General features: G+C 35.7%; 18 protein-coding genes. 16 read left to right on the forward strand and 2 right to left on the reverse strand.

Annotated elements, in window-relative coordinates:
• Nucleotides 1–41 precede the first annotated feature (41 nt).
• The 5 genes from EL194_RS07270 (at nucleotide 42) to EL194_RS08590 (ending at nucleotide 5,100) form a co-directional block, all read left to right on the forward strand.
• Nucleotides 42–1,859: a GHKL domain-containing protein gene (locus tag EL194_RS07270; protein ID WP_013852931.1), complete on the forward strand. Its 1,818-nt coding sequence runs from the start codon at nucleotides 42–44 to the stop codon at nucleotides 1,857–1,859.
• 1 nt (nucleotide 1,860) lies between these two features.
• Nucleotides 1,861–2,589 carry a LytR/AlgR family response regulator transcription factor gene (locus tag EL194_RS07275; protein ID WP_003773535.1) on the forward strand — a complete coding sequence of 243 codons (729 nt, stop codon included), beginning with the start codon at nucleotides 1,861–1,863 and terminating at the stop codon, nucleotides 2,587–2,589.
• A gap of 106 nt (nucleotides 2,590–2,695) precedes the next feature.
• Nucleotides 2,696–3,388: an ABC transporter ATP-binding protein gene (locus EL194_RS07280; RefSeq protein WP_003773536.1), complete on the forward strand. Its 693-nt coding sequence runs from the start codon at nucleotides 2,696–2,698 to the stop codon at nucleotides 3,386–3,388.
• A 3-nt stretch (nucleotides 3,389–3,391) separates the two neighbouring features.
• A complete protein-coding gene (locus EL194_RS07285; RefSeq protein ID WP_003773537.1) occupies nucleotides 3,392–4,930 on the forward strand; it encodes a putative ABC exporter domain-containing protein in 1,539 nt (512 codons plus the stop codon).
• 11 nt (nucleotides 4,931–4,941) lie between these two features.
• Nucleotides 4,942–5,100 carry a hypothetical protein gene (locus tag EL194_RS08590; protein ID WP_003773538.1) on the forward strand — a complete coding sequence of 53 codons (159 nt, stop codon included), beginning with the start codon at nucleotides 4,942–4,944 and terminating at the stop codon, nucleotides 5,098–5,100.
• Nucleotides 5,101–5,151: 51 nt separating this feature from the next.
• On the opposite strand, the gene EL194_RS07290 is transcribed toward EL194_RS08590, so the two are convergent.
• On the reverse strand, nucleotides 5,152–5,343 hold the full coding sequence (locus EL194_RS07290) for a helix-turn-helix transcriptional regulator (RefSeq protein WP_003773539.1): 192 nt from the start codon (nucleotides 5,341–5,343) through the stop codon (nucleotides 5,152–5,154).
• A gap of 162 nt (nucleotides 5,344–5,505) precedes the next feature.
• On the opposite strand from EL194_RS07290, the gene EL194_RS07295 reads away from it, so the two are divergent.
• From EL194_RS07295 to EL194_RS07325, 8 genes are all read left to right on the forward strand, one after another.
• Nucleotides 5,506–5,856: a hypothetical protein gene (locus EL194_RS07295; RefSeq protein ID WP_232012990.1), complete on the forward strand. Its 351-nt coding sequence runs from the start codon at nucleotides 5,506–5,508 to the stop codon at nucleotides 5,854–5,856.
• A gap of 105 nt (nucleotides 5,857–5,961) precedes the next feature.
• Nucleotides 5,962–7,434: a DUF1538 domain-containing protein gene (locus EL194_RS07300; RefSeq protein WP_013852934.1), complete on the forward strand. Its 1,473-nt coding sequence runs from the start codon at nucleotides 5,962–5,964 to the stop codon at nucleotides 7,432–7,434.
• Complete coding sequence (locus EL194_RS07305; RefSeq protein WP_003773545.1) at nucleotides 7,435–8,106, forward strand: P-II family nitrogen regulator; 672 nt, start codon at nucleotides 7,435–7,437, stop codon at nucleotides 8,104–8,106.
• 181 nt (nucleotides 8,107–8,287) lie between these two features.
• Nucleotides 8,288–9,610, forward strand: a complete 1,323-nt coding sequence (locus tag EL194_RS07310) for a PTS sugar transporter subunit IIC (RefSeq protein WP_003773547.1) — start codon at nucleotides 8,288–8,290, stop codon at nucleotides 9,608–9,610.
• Between the two features lie 58 nt (nucleotides 9,611–9,668).
• Nucleotides 9,669–9,818, forward strand: a complete 150-nt coding sequence (locus EL194_RS08595; protein WP_013852936.1) for a hypothetical protein — start codon at nucleotides 9,669–9,671, stop codon at nucleotides 9,816–9,818.
• On the forward strand, nucleotides 9,818–10,267 hold the full coding sequence (locus EL194_RS07315; protein ID WP_003773550.1) for a DUF3284 domain-containing protein: 450 nt from the start codon (nucleotides 9,818–9,820) through the stop codon (nucleotides 10,265–10,267). Before EL194_RS08595 ends, EL194_RS07315 begins: the two co-directional genes overlap by 1 nt.
• A 14-nt stretch (nucleotides 10,268–10,281) precedes the next feature.
• Nucleotides 10,282–11,370 carry a DUF871 domain-containing protein gene (locus EL194_RS07320; RefSeq protein ID WP_003773552.1) on the forward strand — a complete coding sequence of 363 codons (1,089 nt, stop codon included), beginning with the start codon at nucleotides 10,282–10,284 and terminating at the stop codon, nucleotides 11,368–11,370.
• Between the two features lie 54 nt (nucleotides 11,371–11,424).
• Entirely contained in the window at nucleotides 11,425–12,084 is a 660-nt protein-coding gene (locus EL194_RS07325) for a GntR family transcriptional regulator (RefSeq protein ID WP_003773554.1), read from the forward strand.
• A 28-nt stretch (nucleotides 12,085–12,112) separates the two neighbouring features.
• Here EL194_RS07325 and EL194_RS07330 read toward each other — a convergent pair whose 3' ends face one another.
• On the reverse strand, nucleotides 12,113–13,636 hold the full coding sequence (locus tag EL194_RS07330; protein WP_003773556.1) for an ABC-F family ATP-binding cassette domain-containing protein: 1,524 nt from the start codon (nucleotides 13,634–13,636) through the stop codon (nucleotides 12,113–12,115).
• 185 nt (nucleotides 13,637–13,821) lie between these two features.
• Here EL194_RS07330 and EL194_RS07335 point away from each other — a divergent pair, with 185 nt between their 5' ends.
• The 3 genes from EL194_RS07335 (at nucleotide 13,822) to EL194_RS07345 (ending at nucleotide 18,148) form a co-directional block, all read left to right on the forward strand.
• Nucleotides 13,822–14,367, forward strand: coding sequence for a hypothetical protein (locus EL194_RS07335; RefSeq protein WP_126345132.1), 546 nt, complete (start codon nucleotides 13,822–13,824; stop codon nucleotides 14,365–14,367).
• Between the two features lie 39 nt (nucleotides 14,368–14,406).
• Nucleotides 14,407–15,462: a VanZ family protein gene (locus tag EL194_RS07340; protein WP_034886561.1), complete on the forward strand. Its 1,056-nt coding sequence runs from the start codon at nucleotides 14,407–14,409 to the stop codon at nucleotides 15,460–15,462.
• 283 nt (nucleotides 15,463–15,745) lie between these two features.
• Nucleotides 15,746–18,148: an AraC family transcriptional regulator gene (locus EL194_RS07345; protein ID WP_003773561.1), complete on the forward strand. Its 2,403-nt coding sequence runs from the start codon at nucleotides 15,746–15,748 to the stop codon at nucleotides 18,146–18,148.
• Nucleotides 18,149–18,160 lie beyond the last annotated feature (12 nt).

The raw sequence follows: 18,160 nt of genomic DNA on the forward strand, positions 1-18,160 counted from the left end.
ATTTTTATCTAAAAGTACAAAAATGTTTGTCAGGAGGTATCATGACATATTTTTTAATGATTACAATCGTTGCGATTTCGATATCGTTTTTTTATGGGCTATCTTGGTTTTTTCTAAATCGAGAAATGATTGTTTTAAGCCATCGTAAACAAACGCTCTTTAAGTTTCTCGGAATCTTTATTCTAATTCAAGTTCTCAATAATTATATTTTAGAATTCACGCCTGGATTAGTATCAAGTTTAATGAATCGAAATCTATTGTATTTAATTGAAGGGCCGGTGTTTGCGGTACAAGCTCTTGTTTTGTCCACTATTCTTGCGCGCGATGCTCACATAAACTACCTCCATGCTTTATCTTCAAGTTTATTCAGTTACTTTATCACAGGAAGTCTATTTACCGTTGTGACTACGATTCTGTATCAAATCTTGGTTCCATTTCCTAATCTGATTCCTTATACCGTTTTAGGTGGATATGTGTTAACCGCGTGTGTTGCTTTTTTAATCTCAATACTTTTTCGCATCTCAAACTTTAGTGACTACTTTTCGAAATTGTTTACGTCACGTCGAAAATCTGTAATCGTAACCATTGTATTTTGGTGTATTAAAGATGTGTTTCGCATCATCTATGTTTATGGTACGAAAAGCTATAGCAATGCATCATTTGTTTTAGGTATCATTGTCGTGTTTGAGGTGATCCTCATCATTTTAGTTATTTCTGTGTTGGAACATCAACGTTTAATCTTACATACACAACGTGTCCATTACCTACAACAAGTTCAACAGGCTCAATCCTTAGAGCGATTAACTCAAGAAGTGCGGATGTTAAGGCATGACTTTAAGAATTTATTCTCTAGTATTTATCTTGCTTTTGATGAAGGGGATGAGACGGTTTTACGTATTCTAGATCAAACGGAACGATATATGGATCATGTGGACCATCCAGAACCGATTCAAATTTCCCATACACCAAATGATACCGGTTTTGTGGAGGTAATTCTCAACACACTTTATGAACTGCGTTTTGGTTTGGGAATTTCAATGTTTCTTGTGATTGGTGGTATTGTTATCCTGGAAGTTTCAGGAAAAAACTTAGGGATTTATCAGTATCTTGAAGCCAATCGTATTCATTTGATTTTAATTCTTTCCTGTTTAGCTATTGGGAGTGTTGTTTTTCTTTCGTTTGAATCGGTATCGAAACGTATTGATGCCACCAATTCGTATATTGCTGAGCAAAATTATTATCTGAATTCGCTTTTTAAGCTTCAAGAAGGCGTGAGACAAAGCCAAAAGATTTACCGGGATTCGTTTAACCAACTAGCACATCAAATTGAATCAAGTGGCTTGGCTGGCGGCAGAGAGTATTTAAGAACGAATACATTGGCCGTTGATCACCAACTTGAGAAGGAAGTAAAACAAACAGCTCAGCTAGCGAATATTGAAATCATGGAAATTAAAAGTTTACTTCTTGGAAAGTTCATCGAAATGCAAGGTAAAAAAATTGACTATGTTTTTGAATGCATGAATCCAATTCAGACGATTTCTATGCATTCTAATGATTTTATCCGTGCAATTGGTATTTTAATTGATAATGCGATTGAAGCAGTAGAAGGTCATCCGACGGGTTATATAAACGTACTTCTTTATCAAGAAGATACATACCTAAAGGTTGTGGTTGAAAACACAATCCATGAACCCATCGAAATCAACCGAATTTTCAGTCCTGATTACAGTTCAAAAGGAAGCGGAAGAGGTCTTGGTTTACAAAGTTATCGAAGCATTTTAAATAAATATCGCAATGCTGTAGGACATACATCCTGCACAAATCATAAGTTTAAACAAGAACTCAGAGTGGAGGGTTAAGATGATACCTGTATATATATTAGAAGATGAAATGATAATACGTGAGCACATCCAAGATGTAATCGAAAAGCACATTGTAATCCAAAATTATGATATGAAGATTTTGTGCGCAACTGACAATCCAGAATCGATCTTAGAAATAGGTGCTTCAGAAAATGTTCGTGGTTTATATTTTCTTGATGTTGATTTAGGTCCAAATGCGATGAGTGGTTTTGAATTGGCTAAAATCATTCGTGAACGGGATCCCCGTGGCTATCTTGTTTTTATTACAACACATGATGAATTGTTGTTGGAAACATTTAGAATGCGTCTTGAAGCCATGGATTATATCCTCAAGGATGATATGAGCCAAGTGGATGAGCGTATTCGCCATTGTATTGATGAAACCATAAATCGTGTCATTAAGGAGCAAATGGAAATTGGCGAATATTATACGGTTAAAATATTTGATGATCTCTATCATATTCCAGTTAGTGAGATTCTCTATTTTGAGACATCTCAAGAGAAGCATCGTATCATCATTCATGCCGATCGTGATATTTTAGATTTTGTTGGAAATCTATCTAAAATCGATATCGACTTAGGTAAAACCTTTGTACGTGTGCATCGATCCTATGTTGTGAATGAAAAACGGATTAAACGCATTGACCGCGGTAAATCAGAAATTGAACTGGATAACGGTGAAATCATACCCATGTCCCGTAAAGGGCGTAAAACACTTGAAGGCTAAAGCCTTCTTTTTTTGTCATTAAGCCAAGAAATCGGGTCATTTAGGTCGTTTAAAGAAGATTCTAAATGATTCATGGTACGATTTTGATATTCAAAGGAGATTGAATATGATTAATGTTAAGAATATGACAAAGAAATACGGACATAAAGTAGCGGCAAATAATGTCTCATTAATTGCGAATCCAGGAGAAATCACTGTTTTATTAGGTGAAAATGGGGCTGGAAAGTCTACAACCATTAAATCCATAATTGGATTATTGGAATATGAGGGGGAAATTTCAATTTGTGGTTATGATAATCACAGTGTAGAAGCTAAAAAACGATTTGGGTATATCCCCGAAGTACCAGTGCTCTATGATTTGCTTACGGTACAAGAACACATTGATTTTATCGGTCATGCCTATGACGTTAATAATTATAAAGATTTGGCTGCGGAATATTTAGAATTATTTCGACTTGATTCCAAACGAGATACGATTGCGAAAGAATTATCGAAAGGAATGCGTCAAAAACTCTCAATGATTCTTGCACTTATTACGGAACCAAAGGCAATTCTTGTCGATGAACCGATGATGGGCCTTGATCCTCAAAGTATCGAAGATACCCTTAAACTGCTTAAAGATTTAAAAGATAAAGGTACCAGTGTTCTCTTAAGTACTCATGTAATTGATATTGTAAGTGATGTTTGGGATCGCGCTTATATCATGAAAAACGGTCATGTTATTTGTGAAGTACTGCGTAAGGATATAAAAGATAAGAGTCTTAAAGAAATTTATTTTGAAGTAGGTAAGGAGATTTAGAATATGGTAACATTGCTTAAACTATCATTACTGAAGCGCTTTGCGAAAATCAGAAATATTTTCAGTAAGCCTACTTCCGCACTTTTTACTCTTGGTGCAATTTTACTCTACGGTTCAATGTTTATCCCAATGTTTAGACATGAAGGAAAAGCAATTATGGCACTGGAACTCATGCAAGCATATATTATGATTGTTTTAGGAATTTCAGCCTTTTTCATGCTTTCTATGGTCCTCTCAAAACATCAAAGTCTCTTCTTTTTAGAAGATTCATACTTTATGTTTATTGGCCCTTTTAATCGAAAACAAATCTTAAGTCTTTTACCCTTTGAAAACATTTGGGGTAGTATGCTGTTGGCATTGTTAGCGTCATTTCTAAGTGCGTTTCAGTTTAGTTTGCATTTTGTAATGCCAATCCAGCTTGTCTTGATCACATTTCTTATGAATACACTCTTGATAAGTGCCTTCTCATTGATAATGGAATGGTTTTATCTCAAAGGCATTATTCATAAAACTAAGAGTAAGGGACCACGTATTTTCTTCGCATTTATAATTGTGAGTACCTTAATAATTCTCGGTGCTCAGTTTTATCAAAATGGTTTTGATGTCATGGCATCGTTAATGGCATTTGTAACGCACGATTCCTTTTTCTGGATTCCTTTATTTGGATGGGCAAAACTGGGTCTTGTTGGATTTGTTAGTCATAACATAGTTCAAGTCTTACTGGGTTTTGGTTTTATGCTCTTATTTCATGTTCTTGCAATCTATGTTTTTGCGAATACAAAGGGAGACTTCTTTGAGCAAGCCATGCTTGATGCTGAAGATTTTTCGGAATTCTATGCCCGAGCTAAAGCAGGAAAACAAGAAATCAATACCGATGATATTAAACGGGTTTCAGTAAAATATGGGACTGGTGCTCGTGCTATACATAATAAGAATGTTCTCTTATTAAAAAAACAGCGACGGATGATCAGTATCAAAGATGTTCTTATTTATATCATCTATCTTATTATGGGCTATTTTATGAAAATGCCGATTCAAGGATACATCATGTTTGTTATTATTGCCTTATTTAATCAAGCAAATGTTGATACGTTAACTGATGATCTGAAACAATATCACTTATACTTAATTCCAGATTCACCATTACGTAAGCTTTTTAATACAATTAAACTACCATTTCTTAAATCACTGGGAATTGCTTTATTCTTTACTTTAGTGTCAATCGGGATGGCTGGTGCAAATCTTCGCGAGGCATTGGTAGCTCTTGTGTTTGTATCAAGTTATGTCGCTTTGATTAATGTATCATCAATTCTAACGATTCGTATTATGAAGTCACGTCAGAACCAAATTGTGGATATGCTTTTACGCATGATTCTTTGTGTATTACCAATTGTATTCGTGTTTGCGACTGCAGGTCTTCTAAGCGTTGATATTGAGGCAAATGCATTGGCTTTAGGTATAACTGTGAGTGTTATTGCTTATGCAATAGCAGGGGCAGGATTTGTTTGGGCGGCACCGATGCTCAAAGGAACTGAGTTTTAAGGAGGGGTGTTATGAAACATGAAAAAAATTCACTGGCAACATGGATTCCAATTGGCGTTGGTGTGGGCTTGGTTATAGGGCTTATCTTCGATAAGCTCGTACTTGGATTGGGTTTAGGATGCAGTGTTGGGGTTTGTGTTGGAAGCTATTTAGATTCAATCGATGATTGAAAAATATAAAAAAACAGGCATTTGCCTGTTAACTAATATATGATCTGGGGACTACTCATCAATAAAAACATCTTGTAAGTCAGTCTTGAGCGCTTTCGCAATATTGAAAGCAAGTTGTAATGATGGCACATACTTATTATGCTCTACAGCTAAAATCGTTTGCCGGGTTACCCCGGTTTGATCTGCAAGTTCTTGTTGTGTTAATTTTAATGCTTTACGTTTTTCTTTAATTGTATTTTTCATTTCATCGTACCTTTCCGATATGATGAGTTAATCTTAGTATCCCCTTAACCTATGATTAGTTGGTTATAGTATAGCAAAAAGTTCATTAATTGTGAGTAAAAGCTTAAAAAAACATTGTTTTTACTACTATTTGTTTTAAAAAAAGCACATATAGGATATGATATGAGAAAGAAGGTGATTATTATGGAACAAGTACTTGTGGCGGTAATTATTATACTGGTTGTACTTATTATTGGTTTAAGTATTGCACGGATTCAAGAACGTACAACAGAGTATGATGTATTTGAGGCTGAGCGAAAATCAAGACCTTATACGGAAGCAGAGGTACATCACCATGAGATGAAGTTTGGAACGAATGCTAAGCCGAATAATCCGGTTCGCGTAAGCGAAGCAACTGAAGAAGAAATTCGTCATCTTGTTTTATCAGGTAAAAAGATCTTAGCGATTAAAATGCTCGTTGAGAAAACTGGAATGTCTCTTTCAGATGCGAAGCACCGTATTGATCAATATTAATTCAAATCTAACTTCGGTTAGATTTTTTTTATGTGATATTACACATAAACTCATTATGAACGTACATTCATGTTATATTTAAAACAGTTAGTTAGGAGGGGTTATTTGAATATCTTATTAAGTAAATTTAAAGAGGTATCTTTTTCAGTATTGCCCATCACAGTTTTAGTACTCTTAATGCATTTGTTTCTCGTACCACTTGAAACGGATGTATTGATCCGATTTCTCATTGGGGCATTCTTTGTAATCATCGGTTTGGGCATTTTTCTATTTGGTGCAGAACTGGGGATTGTGCCAATTGGAACGCTTATGGGGAAATCGATTGCGCGAACCAATAAAGTAAGTATTGTTGCGGTATTAGGTTTAATTCTTGGGTTTTTAATTACATTTGCGGAGCCAGACTTACAAATTCTTGCGAATGAAGTAAATATGGCTTCTGGAGGTACCTTATCAGCAACTTTAATTGTAGCTGTTGTTTCGGTCGGTGTAGGGATTATGGTTGCGATTGGGCTTTTAAGAATTTTGTTTAATAAACCGCTTAATAAACTTTTTGCAGTTACTTATTTTGGAATCATGGTATTGGGTGTTTTTGTATCAGAAGAGTTTTTAGCGATTTCTGTAGACGCTTCTGGTGCCACAACTGGTGCGATGACAACGCCGTTTATTCTTGCATTAGGGTATGGGGTCTCTCAGCTTAAAGGTGGGAAACATGCGGAAGAGGATAGCTTTGGGATGGTTGGATTGGCTTCGGCAGGTCCTATATTTATGGTTATGATTTTAAGTTTAGTTAGAGGGCTTGGTGGTATTGAAGGAGAGAGTGCAGTGATTCTTGAATCACAAGGGATTCTCTTGCCTTTTATTCGTATATTGCCTACAATGTTGAAAGAGTCATTACTTTCACTGCTACCACTTACAATATTGTTTATTGCTTTTGATATGTGGAAGTTTAAACTGACACGTTTTCGAAGAGATAAAATATTTAAAGGACTTTTCTATACTTTCTTTGGTCTCTCAATTTTTATGACTGGTGTTCAGGCAGGTTTTATGGATGCAGGTCGAATTTTAGGTGAAGGTGTTGCCTTGATCCCAAATCGCTCGCTGTTGTTAGTTGTAGGGTTTTTAATGGGAATGGTGGTAGTGTTGGCGGAACCGGCTGTATATGTACTGACGGAACAAGTTGAAGAAGTAACTTCAGGACACATTAAGAAAAAATCAATTCTTGTAACACTTTCTATAGGAATTGCGTTTGCCGTGATGTTATCCATGTTACGCATCACATCAGAACATTTAAAACTATGGCATTTGCTCTTACCTGGATTTATGCTGGCTACAGTTTTATCGTTTAGGGTTCCAAATATTTTCGTGGGAATTGCATATGATTCCGGTGGAGTTGCTTCAGGACCCATGACTGCAACTTTTGTATTAGCATTTGCTCAAGGTGCTGCATCCGCAATACCCACTGCAAATGTTATGACGGATGGTTTTGGTGTTATTGCGATGATTGCAATGATGCCAATTATTGCGATTCAAATTTTAGGATTCTTATACGCCCTAAAAACAAAAAAAAGAGGAGGGTAGATGATGCCTTTTGAATTATCAAATCTTATAATGGTTTGCTCAATCGTCGAACGTGAACACGGTTCGCATATTCTATCAATTTCCCGACAAGTGGGTGCAACCGGTGGTACTGTATTTCAAGGTAGAGGATGTGTTCGAGATCGGCTTCTTAATATGCTTGGTATTGAAGAACGTCGTAAGGAAGTGTGTATCACGATTATGCCTGAAATGTTTGAGACAGACTTCTACGAACGCATCCAAATGCATACTCAGTTTAAAAAGCCTGATACAGGTGTTGTTTTCTCAGTTCCCTTAAAAAGTGTATTAGGGATTCAGAAATTACCGGGTCATGTTAAAACGATAAAGGAGGGTGAACGAAATATGGGTACAGATGCTATTTTTATTATCGTTGATGATGGTTTAGCGCAAGATGTTATGCATGTTGCGAAAAACCATGGGGCAACAGGTGGAACGATTATCCATGCACGTGGATCTGGAACGCATGAACATGAAAAATTATTTAATATGGATATTGAACCCGAGAAAGAGATTATCTTAATCTTATCGAAAATGGAATTAACATCATCCATAGTCGAAGCACTAAATACATCATTTGAAATTGATAAACCAGGACATGGTGTCATCTTTGTCATTGAAACATCACGTACACTTGGTCTTCTTGGTCAACAATAACTTTAAACAGGTTTCAACACCTGTTTTTTTTTGTTTTATTATCCTTGGTGATTCATGTTATTTTTGTGAAACTCTTATGATAACGCTTGCATCTTGATATGAGTATGGTATATTAAGATTAACTACATGGTATATACCACTAAAAATAACGGTATAATCCGTAGTAAAGGAGAAGATATATATGGAGAAATTAACTTCATGGATGGAAGAGCATTTCGTCCCAATTGCAATTAAAATTGGTTCGCAAAAGCATTTAGTTGCGATTCGTGACGCTTTTATCAGCATCATGCCAATTACAATGGCAGGATCTGTTGCCGTTTTATTAAACGCACTTGTACGTGATTTACCCGCAAAGTTTGGTGCAGATGGTATTACAGATGCATTCAGTTGGCTTATTGGTATTAATGGAAACATTTGGTTCGGTACACTTGCGATTTTAGCTTTAGTGTTCGCATTCGCAATCGGATATCAATTATCCAAAGCTTATGATGTTGATCCATTGGCAGGTGGATTGATTTCACTTGCATCATTTATTGTTGTTACACCTCAAGTAGCGTCTATTGATGTTGCAGGCTTAGCAGAACCTGTTGTTGGATGGGGATTTATCGGAATTGGTTATATGGATGCGAAGGGTTTATTTACAGCTCTAATTGTGGGCTTTATCGCAACCATCATCTATGCAAAACTGATGAATAAAAACATTACAATTAAATTGCCAGATCAAGTTCCTCCCGCAGTATCCCGTGCATTCGCATCAATCATTCCAGGATGTGTTGCTTTATATGCTGTAGGTACGCTTGCATATCTTACATCTACATTCTTTGATGCATCGGTGGGTGATTTAATCCTTAAGTATGTTCAAATGCCATTCCTTAATGTTTCTCAAGGACTTGGTTCTGTTATCTTCGTTACGATGTCTGTTTCTGTGTTCTGGTTCTTTGGTCTTCACGGTACCAACGTATTAGCGCCTGCACTTGATGGTGTTTATAAAGTTGCTTTAACAGCAAATACGAATGCCTATAATGCAGCTTTATCAGCAGATAATTTACCTTACTTATGGACACGTGGATCTTTTGATGCCTTTGCGTGGATGGGTGGCGCTGGATGTACGCTTGGGCTGATTATCGCATTGCTTATTTTCTCAAAACGTGAGGAAAATCGTGCTGTTGCGAAATTGAGTGCCCCAATGGGACTGTTTAATATCAATGAACCGGTAATCTTTGGATTACCGATCGTCTTAAATCCAATTTACTTAATTCCTTGGATTTTAGTTCCAACAATTCTCGTTACAATTGCATATCTTGCAACGTCAGCAGGACTTGTACCACCCGTATTCCTTGAAGTACCATGGGTAATGCCACCCATTCTTTATGCTTGGATGGCGACAGGTTTCTCATTCTCAGCGGCCTTGCTTGCTTTGATTAATCTTGTTATTGGTACTGCAATTTGGGCGGTATTCGTTTTAGTTGCAAATAAAATTGATTATACTGAAGCACAAAAATAATGTTAGCGAAATATTAGGGGCGTAAAAGCTCCTAATATTTGTTTTAGTGGAGGTCGTTATGAAGCAGTGGATTGTTTTTATTTTCGCGATTGGTACACTTTTGGTTCTATTGTCTAGTACTGTAGAACAAGGAAGTGGAATTATGCTTTTAGGCATGACACTCATTGTGATTGCACTTGGAATATTTTATCGAAAGGGGAGAGATTAATGGAAGTATATCGAACGATAAATGGAACACCCGATCAATGTTTTGATTTATTGATTGAATCGCTGTGCATGGATATCCTATCGAGTTCAGGTCAATCAGTAAACGAAGACGAAATTCAAGAAGGGTTTCACTATGATAAACAGTTACGAGGACGTATGGGTAATTCCGGAATCGTTACTGTGACGATTTTAGAAATCAAACGACCGAATGTATATAAAGTGCGTTTTGAGAGTGCACAAGGCGTTAATATGCTGGAATATCATCTTGAAGCGATTGATGATTCAGAATTTCAATTAAAGTACATCGAGTCGTATCACTCACATAAAAAAAGAAAGATGTTGAATTTTAAGTTGATGGAGCGATTTTATCGTAAAGGCAGTCAGAAACGTATTAATCTTTTATTAGATCAAATTGAAGGTATCTTACGAGAAAGAACTGCAAACAATTAGAGAAGGAGCAGATTATGGCACGTTTAGGAATATCAATTTATCCCGAAAATTCCACGAAGGAAAAGGATATCGCATACTTGAATAAAGCGGCAGACTGCGGTTTTGAGCGTATTTTTATGAGTTTACTTCAATCTGATTTTGATCATAAAGATCAACTCATTCAAGATTATCGCTTGCTTACGGATGCTGCACACCAAAGAGGGATGGAAGTCATTGTGGATGTTGCGCCTGCAGTATTTAAGGCTTTTAATATTACCCACACAGATCTTATTTTCTTTAACCAGATTGGTGTTGATGGCATTCGACTTGATGAAGGTTTTAATGGTTCATTAGAAAGTGAAATGACTTTTAATGAGTATGGTTTAAAAATTGAATTAAACTCGAGTCAAGGAAATGATTATATTGAAAATGTTATGACGTATTATCCAAATAAAAATGCATTAATCACATGTCATAATTTTTATCCGCAACGCTTTACAGGCTTGAGTAAGAATCATTTTGATTATTGCAATCAAAAGATTCGAAGACTAGGACTTCAAAGTGCTGCTTTTGTATCAAGTCAAAATGAGGGGACGTTTGGTCCATGGCCTGTTTATGAAGGTTTGTGTACACTTGAACACCATCGTGACTTGCCAATTGATGTGCAAATTCGAGAATTGATTGCGACTGAAATGATCGATGATATTATTATCGGAAATGCCTATGCATCCGATGAAGAATTAGCGTCATGTGCAAATATTGTGTTGGGTAAGTTGCAGTTTAAAATCGATTTAGACGTTGAACTTTCAGAGACTGAGTCTTGGATAATCTATGATCATTATCATTTTGTTCGTGGTGATATGAGTTCTTACATGGCACGATCAACGATGCCACGTGTTACCTATGCGGAAGCGTCAATTCCAGCTAAGAATACGGTTGACTTAAAACGGGGCGATGTGGTTGTTTTAAATGATGAATATGGGCGTTACAAAGGGGAATTACATATTGTTCTTGAATCCATGCCAAATGATGGAAATAAGAATAAAATTGGGCGCATCCCTGACGCTGAAATGATGTTGCTTGACTACATCAAACCCTGGCGTCCCTTTGCATTCATTAAATAATCGTTGATTGTTTATTATATTATTTTATAATAGGTATATATTGGAGGTGTAGGGATGAAGATTCCACTTTATCAACAAATTAAAGATAAGATCATAGCGATGATTGATATCATGGAACCAAACGCCTCAATTCCAAGTGAACGTGATTTTACCGATCACTTTCAGGCAAGTCGTATGACTGTTCGAAAAGCCATCAATGAATTGGTCGATGAAGGATACCTTTATCGTGATGCCAATCGTGGTACATTTGTATCAGACAAGCGCTTAATCAAAAAGAATTCTTTACTAACACCGGAGTTTGATAAACATACAATTTTATATTTTGATGTGAAGGCTTCTTGTGGTGAGGATGTAAGTTTAAAGTTGAACATTTCTCGGGATACTTCCGTTGTGCGGTTTATTCGTATTTTATCCAAAGACAATATTAATATTGCACTTGAAGAAGTTTATATTGCTCGAAATCAATTGACTGATGATGCGTTCAACGATTTACCAAAGTTAGAGAATTTTAATGCATTCTTTAATCGTGGCAGTGCATCCTTCACGGTGATACCCATGCTCGTCCCCATCAAGTACGCAAATCTTTTAGGGGTTAAACTTGAAACTCCGATTCTATCCATTGAATCGATTATTTATAAAAATGATGGAAGTCCACTTGTTTACATTAAAAGTTTTAATCATCCTGTTTATCGTTTAATTGAAATTACAGATTAAAAAACTTAGGTTTTCCACCTAAGTTTTTTTATTTTTCAATACTGATGATTTTATCAATCCAATCTTCATAGAAGCTGGCTTCATGCGATACAAGAATGATTGTCCCGGTATAAGATTGTAATGCGAATTTTAATGCATCTTTGCTTTCAATATCGAGATGGTTTGTCGGTTCATCGAGCACAAGCATATTCGTATAGCGATTCATCAACAAGCATAGTTTTACCTTAGTTTGTTCACCACCACTTAATGTTTTAATACTACGACTCCAATGTTCTTCCTTCATACCCACAGAAGCTAGGGTCTTACGCACTTCTCCTTGAGAAAACTTTGGATACGTTTGACTTACGATTTGAAGTGGCGTTAAAGTATCATCACTCCAATTAAGACTTTGTTCAAAGTAACCAATTTTTAGATCGTCATTTAAATAGATGCTGCCATCTAAAGGTTTAAGTTGACCCATGATTGTTTTAATCAGTGTGGATTTACCAATACCATTAAATCCTGTAATCGCAAAGCGCTCACCACCGTAAATTTTCATATTAAATCCGTCAATTAATACAGAATCATAACCAATTGCAAGTTCAAGGGTTTCAAGTACTCGAACATTAGCTTGAGAAAGTGTTTTAAAAGCGTAATTTTGTTTTGCGTGTGCTAAGGGAGCATGAACACGATCAAGACGATTTAATTGTTTCTGTCGTCCTCGTGCCATTTTCGCATTACCACCAGCTTTATTTTTACGAATAAAAGCCTCTGTTTTGTCAATATAATTTTGTTGTTTGGAATAAAGGCTGAGTTGTTCCATGCGGTTATGTTCTTTTTGTTTTAAAAAGGCATTATAGTTTCCATTATAACGTGTTATTTTTTGAAAATCGATATCTACGATAACATTCGCAACACGATTGATAAAAGAATCATCATGGGAAACAACGATAAAACTCTTAGCATAAGCATTCAAATAATTTGCAAGCCATTCAATATGATCGACATCGAGGAAGTTTGTAGGCTCATCAAGCAGTAATACGTCTGCATCTGAGAGTAATAATTTTCCTAAAATTACTTTTGCGCGCTGGCCACCTGATAAGTGCTCAATTTTTGTATCAGATCCAAGAAGGTGTAATCCAAGTCCTTGAATTACTTTCTGAATTTCTGTTTCGATTGTATAAAAATCCGCCTGTAGAAGACGTTCTTGAATGTTTGACGCTTTTCGGAGTGCATCTTCATCTTCAATCGATTCTAAGTAATAGGCATTCATTCGTGCCTCTAAATCAAACAACTCTTTGTAAGTTGTGGAAAGGTAACCGTGTATGGTGAGGCTTGGGTCGACACTGACATATTGGTCCATAAAGGCAACATTCAGTTTATCTTGCCAAACAACGGTTCCAAAATCAGGGGATAGATCTCCGGTCATAAAGCGTATTAATGTACTTTTACCAGCTCCATTTAAACCCACAAGTCCGATATGATCTCCTTTATGTAAGAGAAACTCTGCATTACTGTATAATTGGCGCTCCACAAATGTGTGCGTTAAATTTTTAATTTCAAGGTAGGGCATTTTTAAAAACCTTCTTTCGTGATGAAGGTTTATGCTTTAAAATCCTTCATTTAAAATATCTTGCATATTATAACATAGTTGTTTTAAATAATTAAGATTTGTACAAATTAGGAATGGTTTTATCTTATACGGCGAAACGAATAAATATTGCGTTTTCTATGATACGTTATAGAGGGGGTTTTTTTATGAATTATAATAGAAAACACATGAATGTATTTGTAAGTCTTGTTTTAGTATTTGTCGTTTTGTTCCGAGGGTTTACGATGCGATATGCCGTATTGGTCTTAAAGTCAGACACAATTCCGTTTCAACGGTTTACCCAGACAATCTATGTTGTACGTAAAAATACTGAGTTTGTACTACCCGATCATAATTTGTATGAACCGGACCAAGAAGTCTTATTTAAAGGATGGCTGTTTGATAGCCATACAAGTCCGCAAAGTAAAATTATGGTTACAGATAATGTAACGGTGCATGCCACATGTAAAGTTGTGACTTCGTCGGTATTGGTTGAATATGTGGAGATACCATTTAAGACAATTCAGGTTGATCCTAAATCTTTTGATATAATCGATCTAGTTAAAGGTGAGAATGGGATTATGGAAGTGCGAACACGCATTATTTATCATGATGATGAAATTTTTAAAACTGAAAAACCCAGTAAATTTGTGAAAGTATTGCCGATTGACGAAATAAAACATATTAATCTTGAGAATTCTCGACAAGATTAGGGGAATCATGTAAAATTTAGGTATAGAATGGAGTTTTACATGTTTGAACGTTATTTAAGTCCTATCATAAACAATACTCAAGGAGTATCGATTAATTCAGGTATCATCGTTTATATTCTTGTTGCGATGATTTTTTTAGTGAAATTTCGCAAAACCACGGTTAAAAATAAGATTTTAGGTCTTCTGTTTATTTTGTATCTTGGAAAAGTCATGGATCTTACATTATTTCCATTGCCTTTAAATCAAAAAGAAGTACAGAATGCTGCGATTCATTTTTCTCTTGAAAATGCATCCATTGATTATTATAATTTGATTCCGTTTCGAAATGGAATTAGTCTTAAAAACCTTAAGGAGCCACTCCTGAATGTATTAATGATGGTTCCTATGGGCGTATTTTTACCAGTTTTTTTTAAACGTTTCCGTAAAGTTGAAAAGACGGTGGCTGGCACATTTATGATTTCGCTCATGATTGAATGTGCGGAACTGCTATTGACGCTTTCTTTTGGCGTTATTTTATGGCATTTTGATGTCACTGATTTAATTACTAACACACTTGGGGGATTTTTCGGTTATTGTTTGTATTATCATGCAGTTCGTCATGTACTGGTATATTTTGATCAGAAAGAAAGTCATTGGTTACACCGTAAAGGATTTGGTGTGATGTCGATCTTACTGCTGTTTATTTTTATGATGTCGAGTATTTATTTAGAGGTGTCCGCAAACGATTCAATTACTTATCGCTTAAATATGAGGAATATGATTTCAAATGGGAAAGCAAATCGCAGGTATTATTCCTTTGATCAATACGCTGTATCGATGGAAGGGTCTATGAAATTGAAACGAGATGATTTTGCGGGCAGTCATTCGGATAATCCGACGATTGAGCTAAAACAAAAGGTATTGTTTCTAGATTATTCGTTTGGGAAATATAATGTTGGTGGCATTTATTTAGATGCTCATCACAATGAAGGTGATGCGCGTTTATTTTCAATCATCTGGGATTTAGATTATGGTGGCGATTATTTTTATTTCATAACGGAATCCAAAATTGCGACTGCACGTAAGGTTGGTGAAGCAAAGATTACAAATCCATAAAGAAGGAGAGCCTTCTTTTTTTTGCGTATTTGTACGAAAAAGTGGACAAAATAGACATATTTTGCGTATAAACGTACCAAATGTGCAAAACCTATGTGAAATTTTGTTGAAATGTGTTAAATTATACATGTTGTATTCGATAAAGAAAAAGATATAAACAAAAAAACAATCTTTGATTTTAATAAGTATGGGTAATGCTTATCAAAGAAAAAGATAATCATACGATTCTAAATGAATCCTCTATGATTCTTTTTGATGACAATGTGCAAGGGAGAACCATACCATGAATACTATACATATCAAAAAATCTGAATCCTGCTCGCTCGCAGGAATTGCTATGAATAATGGAATTGTTGTTGTTAGAAGAAATTTACCGTACCGGACATTTTTAAAACAAATTGACGGTAAAGAATTTGAGGCGAATAAAGCGTTTGAAGTGATCTATGTCGTAAAGGGCATGATTGGACTTCGCGTAAATGGTTCGTATTTAAATCTCAATGAAGGTGATGTTTATATTCTTGAACCGAATCGAGCTCATTGTTTTTATGCAAACAGTCGGGATAATTTAATTCTCGTAGCACAGATTGATTCATCGTTTGCAGAGGAACATTTTAACTTATCGCCAAAGGTAAGTATCGATAGTACACTTAAAGACCATAGAAATAAAGTCCGTCTTATTGAATCCATTCGTCATCTGTATGGCCAAAAAGATGCAGGTGAAGTAACATTTGAAGAAAGTTATCATGCTGTTAAAGAAGTTGTGGATTCTATAAAACTCTTTGTTATGAATCAAAAACGCGCTATATTAAGTACAGACTCTATTGAATCCATCGTGATTGATATTACGGAGAAGTATGCAGATGCGAAAAATGAGAAAATAACCTTAGAGGGGCTTGCGGACGAATATAATGTCAGCGGTGCGTATTTATCAAGAATGTTTAAAAAAATAACCGGCGTGAATGTCAGTGAATATTTTAGAGTGAACCGCATTAATTACGCTGTTGATTGTTTAATCAACACAGACTTAACAATGACCGAGATTTCAAATCATTGTGGCTTTTTAGATATTAAAGCATTAGGAAGAGATTTTCAGAAAGTTTTTGGTTTATCGCCAACTCAATTTCGTAAGCAATACACAACGGAACATATCGCTTCCTTAGAATATCCTTATGCTGCGGATTCTAAAGTGCGTTATTTCTTGGAAGTGGGTACAAAAGGACCAAGTCAACTAGAAAACGAGCCTATTAAAGCACTTGAAGCTCGAATCAATCCAAACTTTATTAAAGGACACTTCCGGAATGCGTGGGGTGTTGTGGTTGATTTGGATTGTGTGGTCGATCGTGATTTCTTAAGTATTGCGGAATTACGGGAAACACTGGGGCAATTTAAATTTAAAACAGTTAAAATTAAACTTGCGTTTTTAGACGGTGTCTTTAAATTGCAAACAAAATCTGGTGCCTTGCGTGATTTCTCGTCATTTGAAATTTATAATATCTTCACAGTATTTTCTGAATTTGATATTATTCCAGTATTGAGACTTGATTTTGTAAGCTTTAATGCGCTATTACAAGAAGGTGCGAGTTTAAATGAAATCAATCATGCTGTAGTTGGAATGCAGAAAGCATTGGATGAGGCATCATTAATCATTAGTAATTCTAAGCTTCGTGAGTGGGGTTATGAATTATACTTTCCAACCATTAACGATGCGGTCAGTGATCAATCAAGAAGACCAATGTTTAAAGAATGTATTCATTCTTTCGTAAAAGTCCTTCAAGAAAAGTTTGATCAGGAAAAAGTGCGTTGGGGCTTGTACCTTGGTTCTTTTGATAACGATACACGAGATATTCATCAAGAGTATCTTGAGATGATTGCGGAAATGAATATCGAACCAGCATTCTATACTTGTGACCTCAATTTCACAAACAATGATTTTGGAAGTGATCAATTACTACCGAAAATTCTTAACGATATTCGTGAGATTAATCATGCAATCCGTATTAGTTTACCTGCGGATCGCTTAGGAAGACATATTGTTGCAGCTTCATTCAACTATACGGTTGAAGATGATTATCGTTGGAATGATGCATTTGATAATCCATTCTATAATCTACTCTTTCTTCCAATTCTGCTTCAGCTAAGTTTAGGTGACTTCTACTTTTCATCTTGGAATATATTAGGTAAGTCGCAGCATCAACTGATGCCGATGTCTTATTCAAGTTTCTATAACTATCTTGGTGTTGAACGGATGCCATTTTATGTCCTTAAATTTCTTCAAGAATTGTTTAGTACTGTCGTCGATTATGGTGAGGGTTATATCGTGACCCGGAATCATCATGATTATGCAATTATTGTATATTCCAACTATTACGAATCGTATCGTCGTGTAGACTCTAAAGATCGTAACAGTGGTTCAGAGTATGAGCGTAAGGTTAATTTTAAAATTGAAAGCATTAGTGGCCGTTACAAAATGACGGAACGCTATTTAGATTATAAAAATGCATATTTCTGTCAGAACTGGATTGAAGATACCGGAATGTCAAATCTGACTCCAGAAGAGCGTGATTACATCCGCCAGCAATCAAATCCACGAATGAAGGTTAAATATTTGGAAATCGATGGTGAATTAGATTACGCATTCAATCAGAGTTTGTTGAATATTAGTCTCATTAAGTTAAATAAGATATAAAAAGATACCAAA

This window comes from Erysipelothrix rhusiopathiae, from assembly GCF_900637845.1.
In the GTDB taxonomy this organism is placed as follows: Bacteria; Bacillota_I; Bacilli_A; order Erysipelotrichales; family Erysipelotrichaceae; genus Erysipelothrix; species Erysipelothrix rhusiopathiae.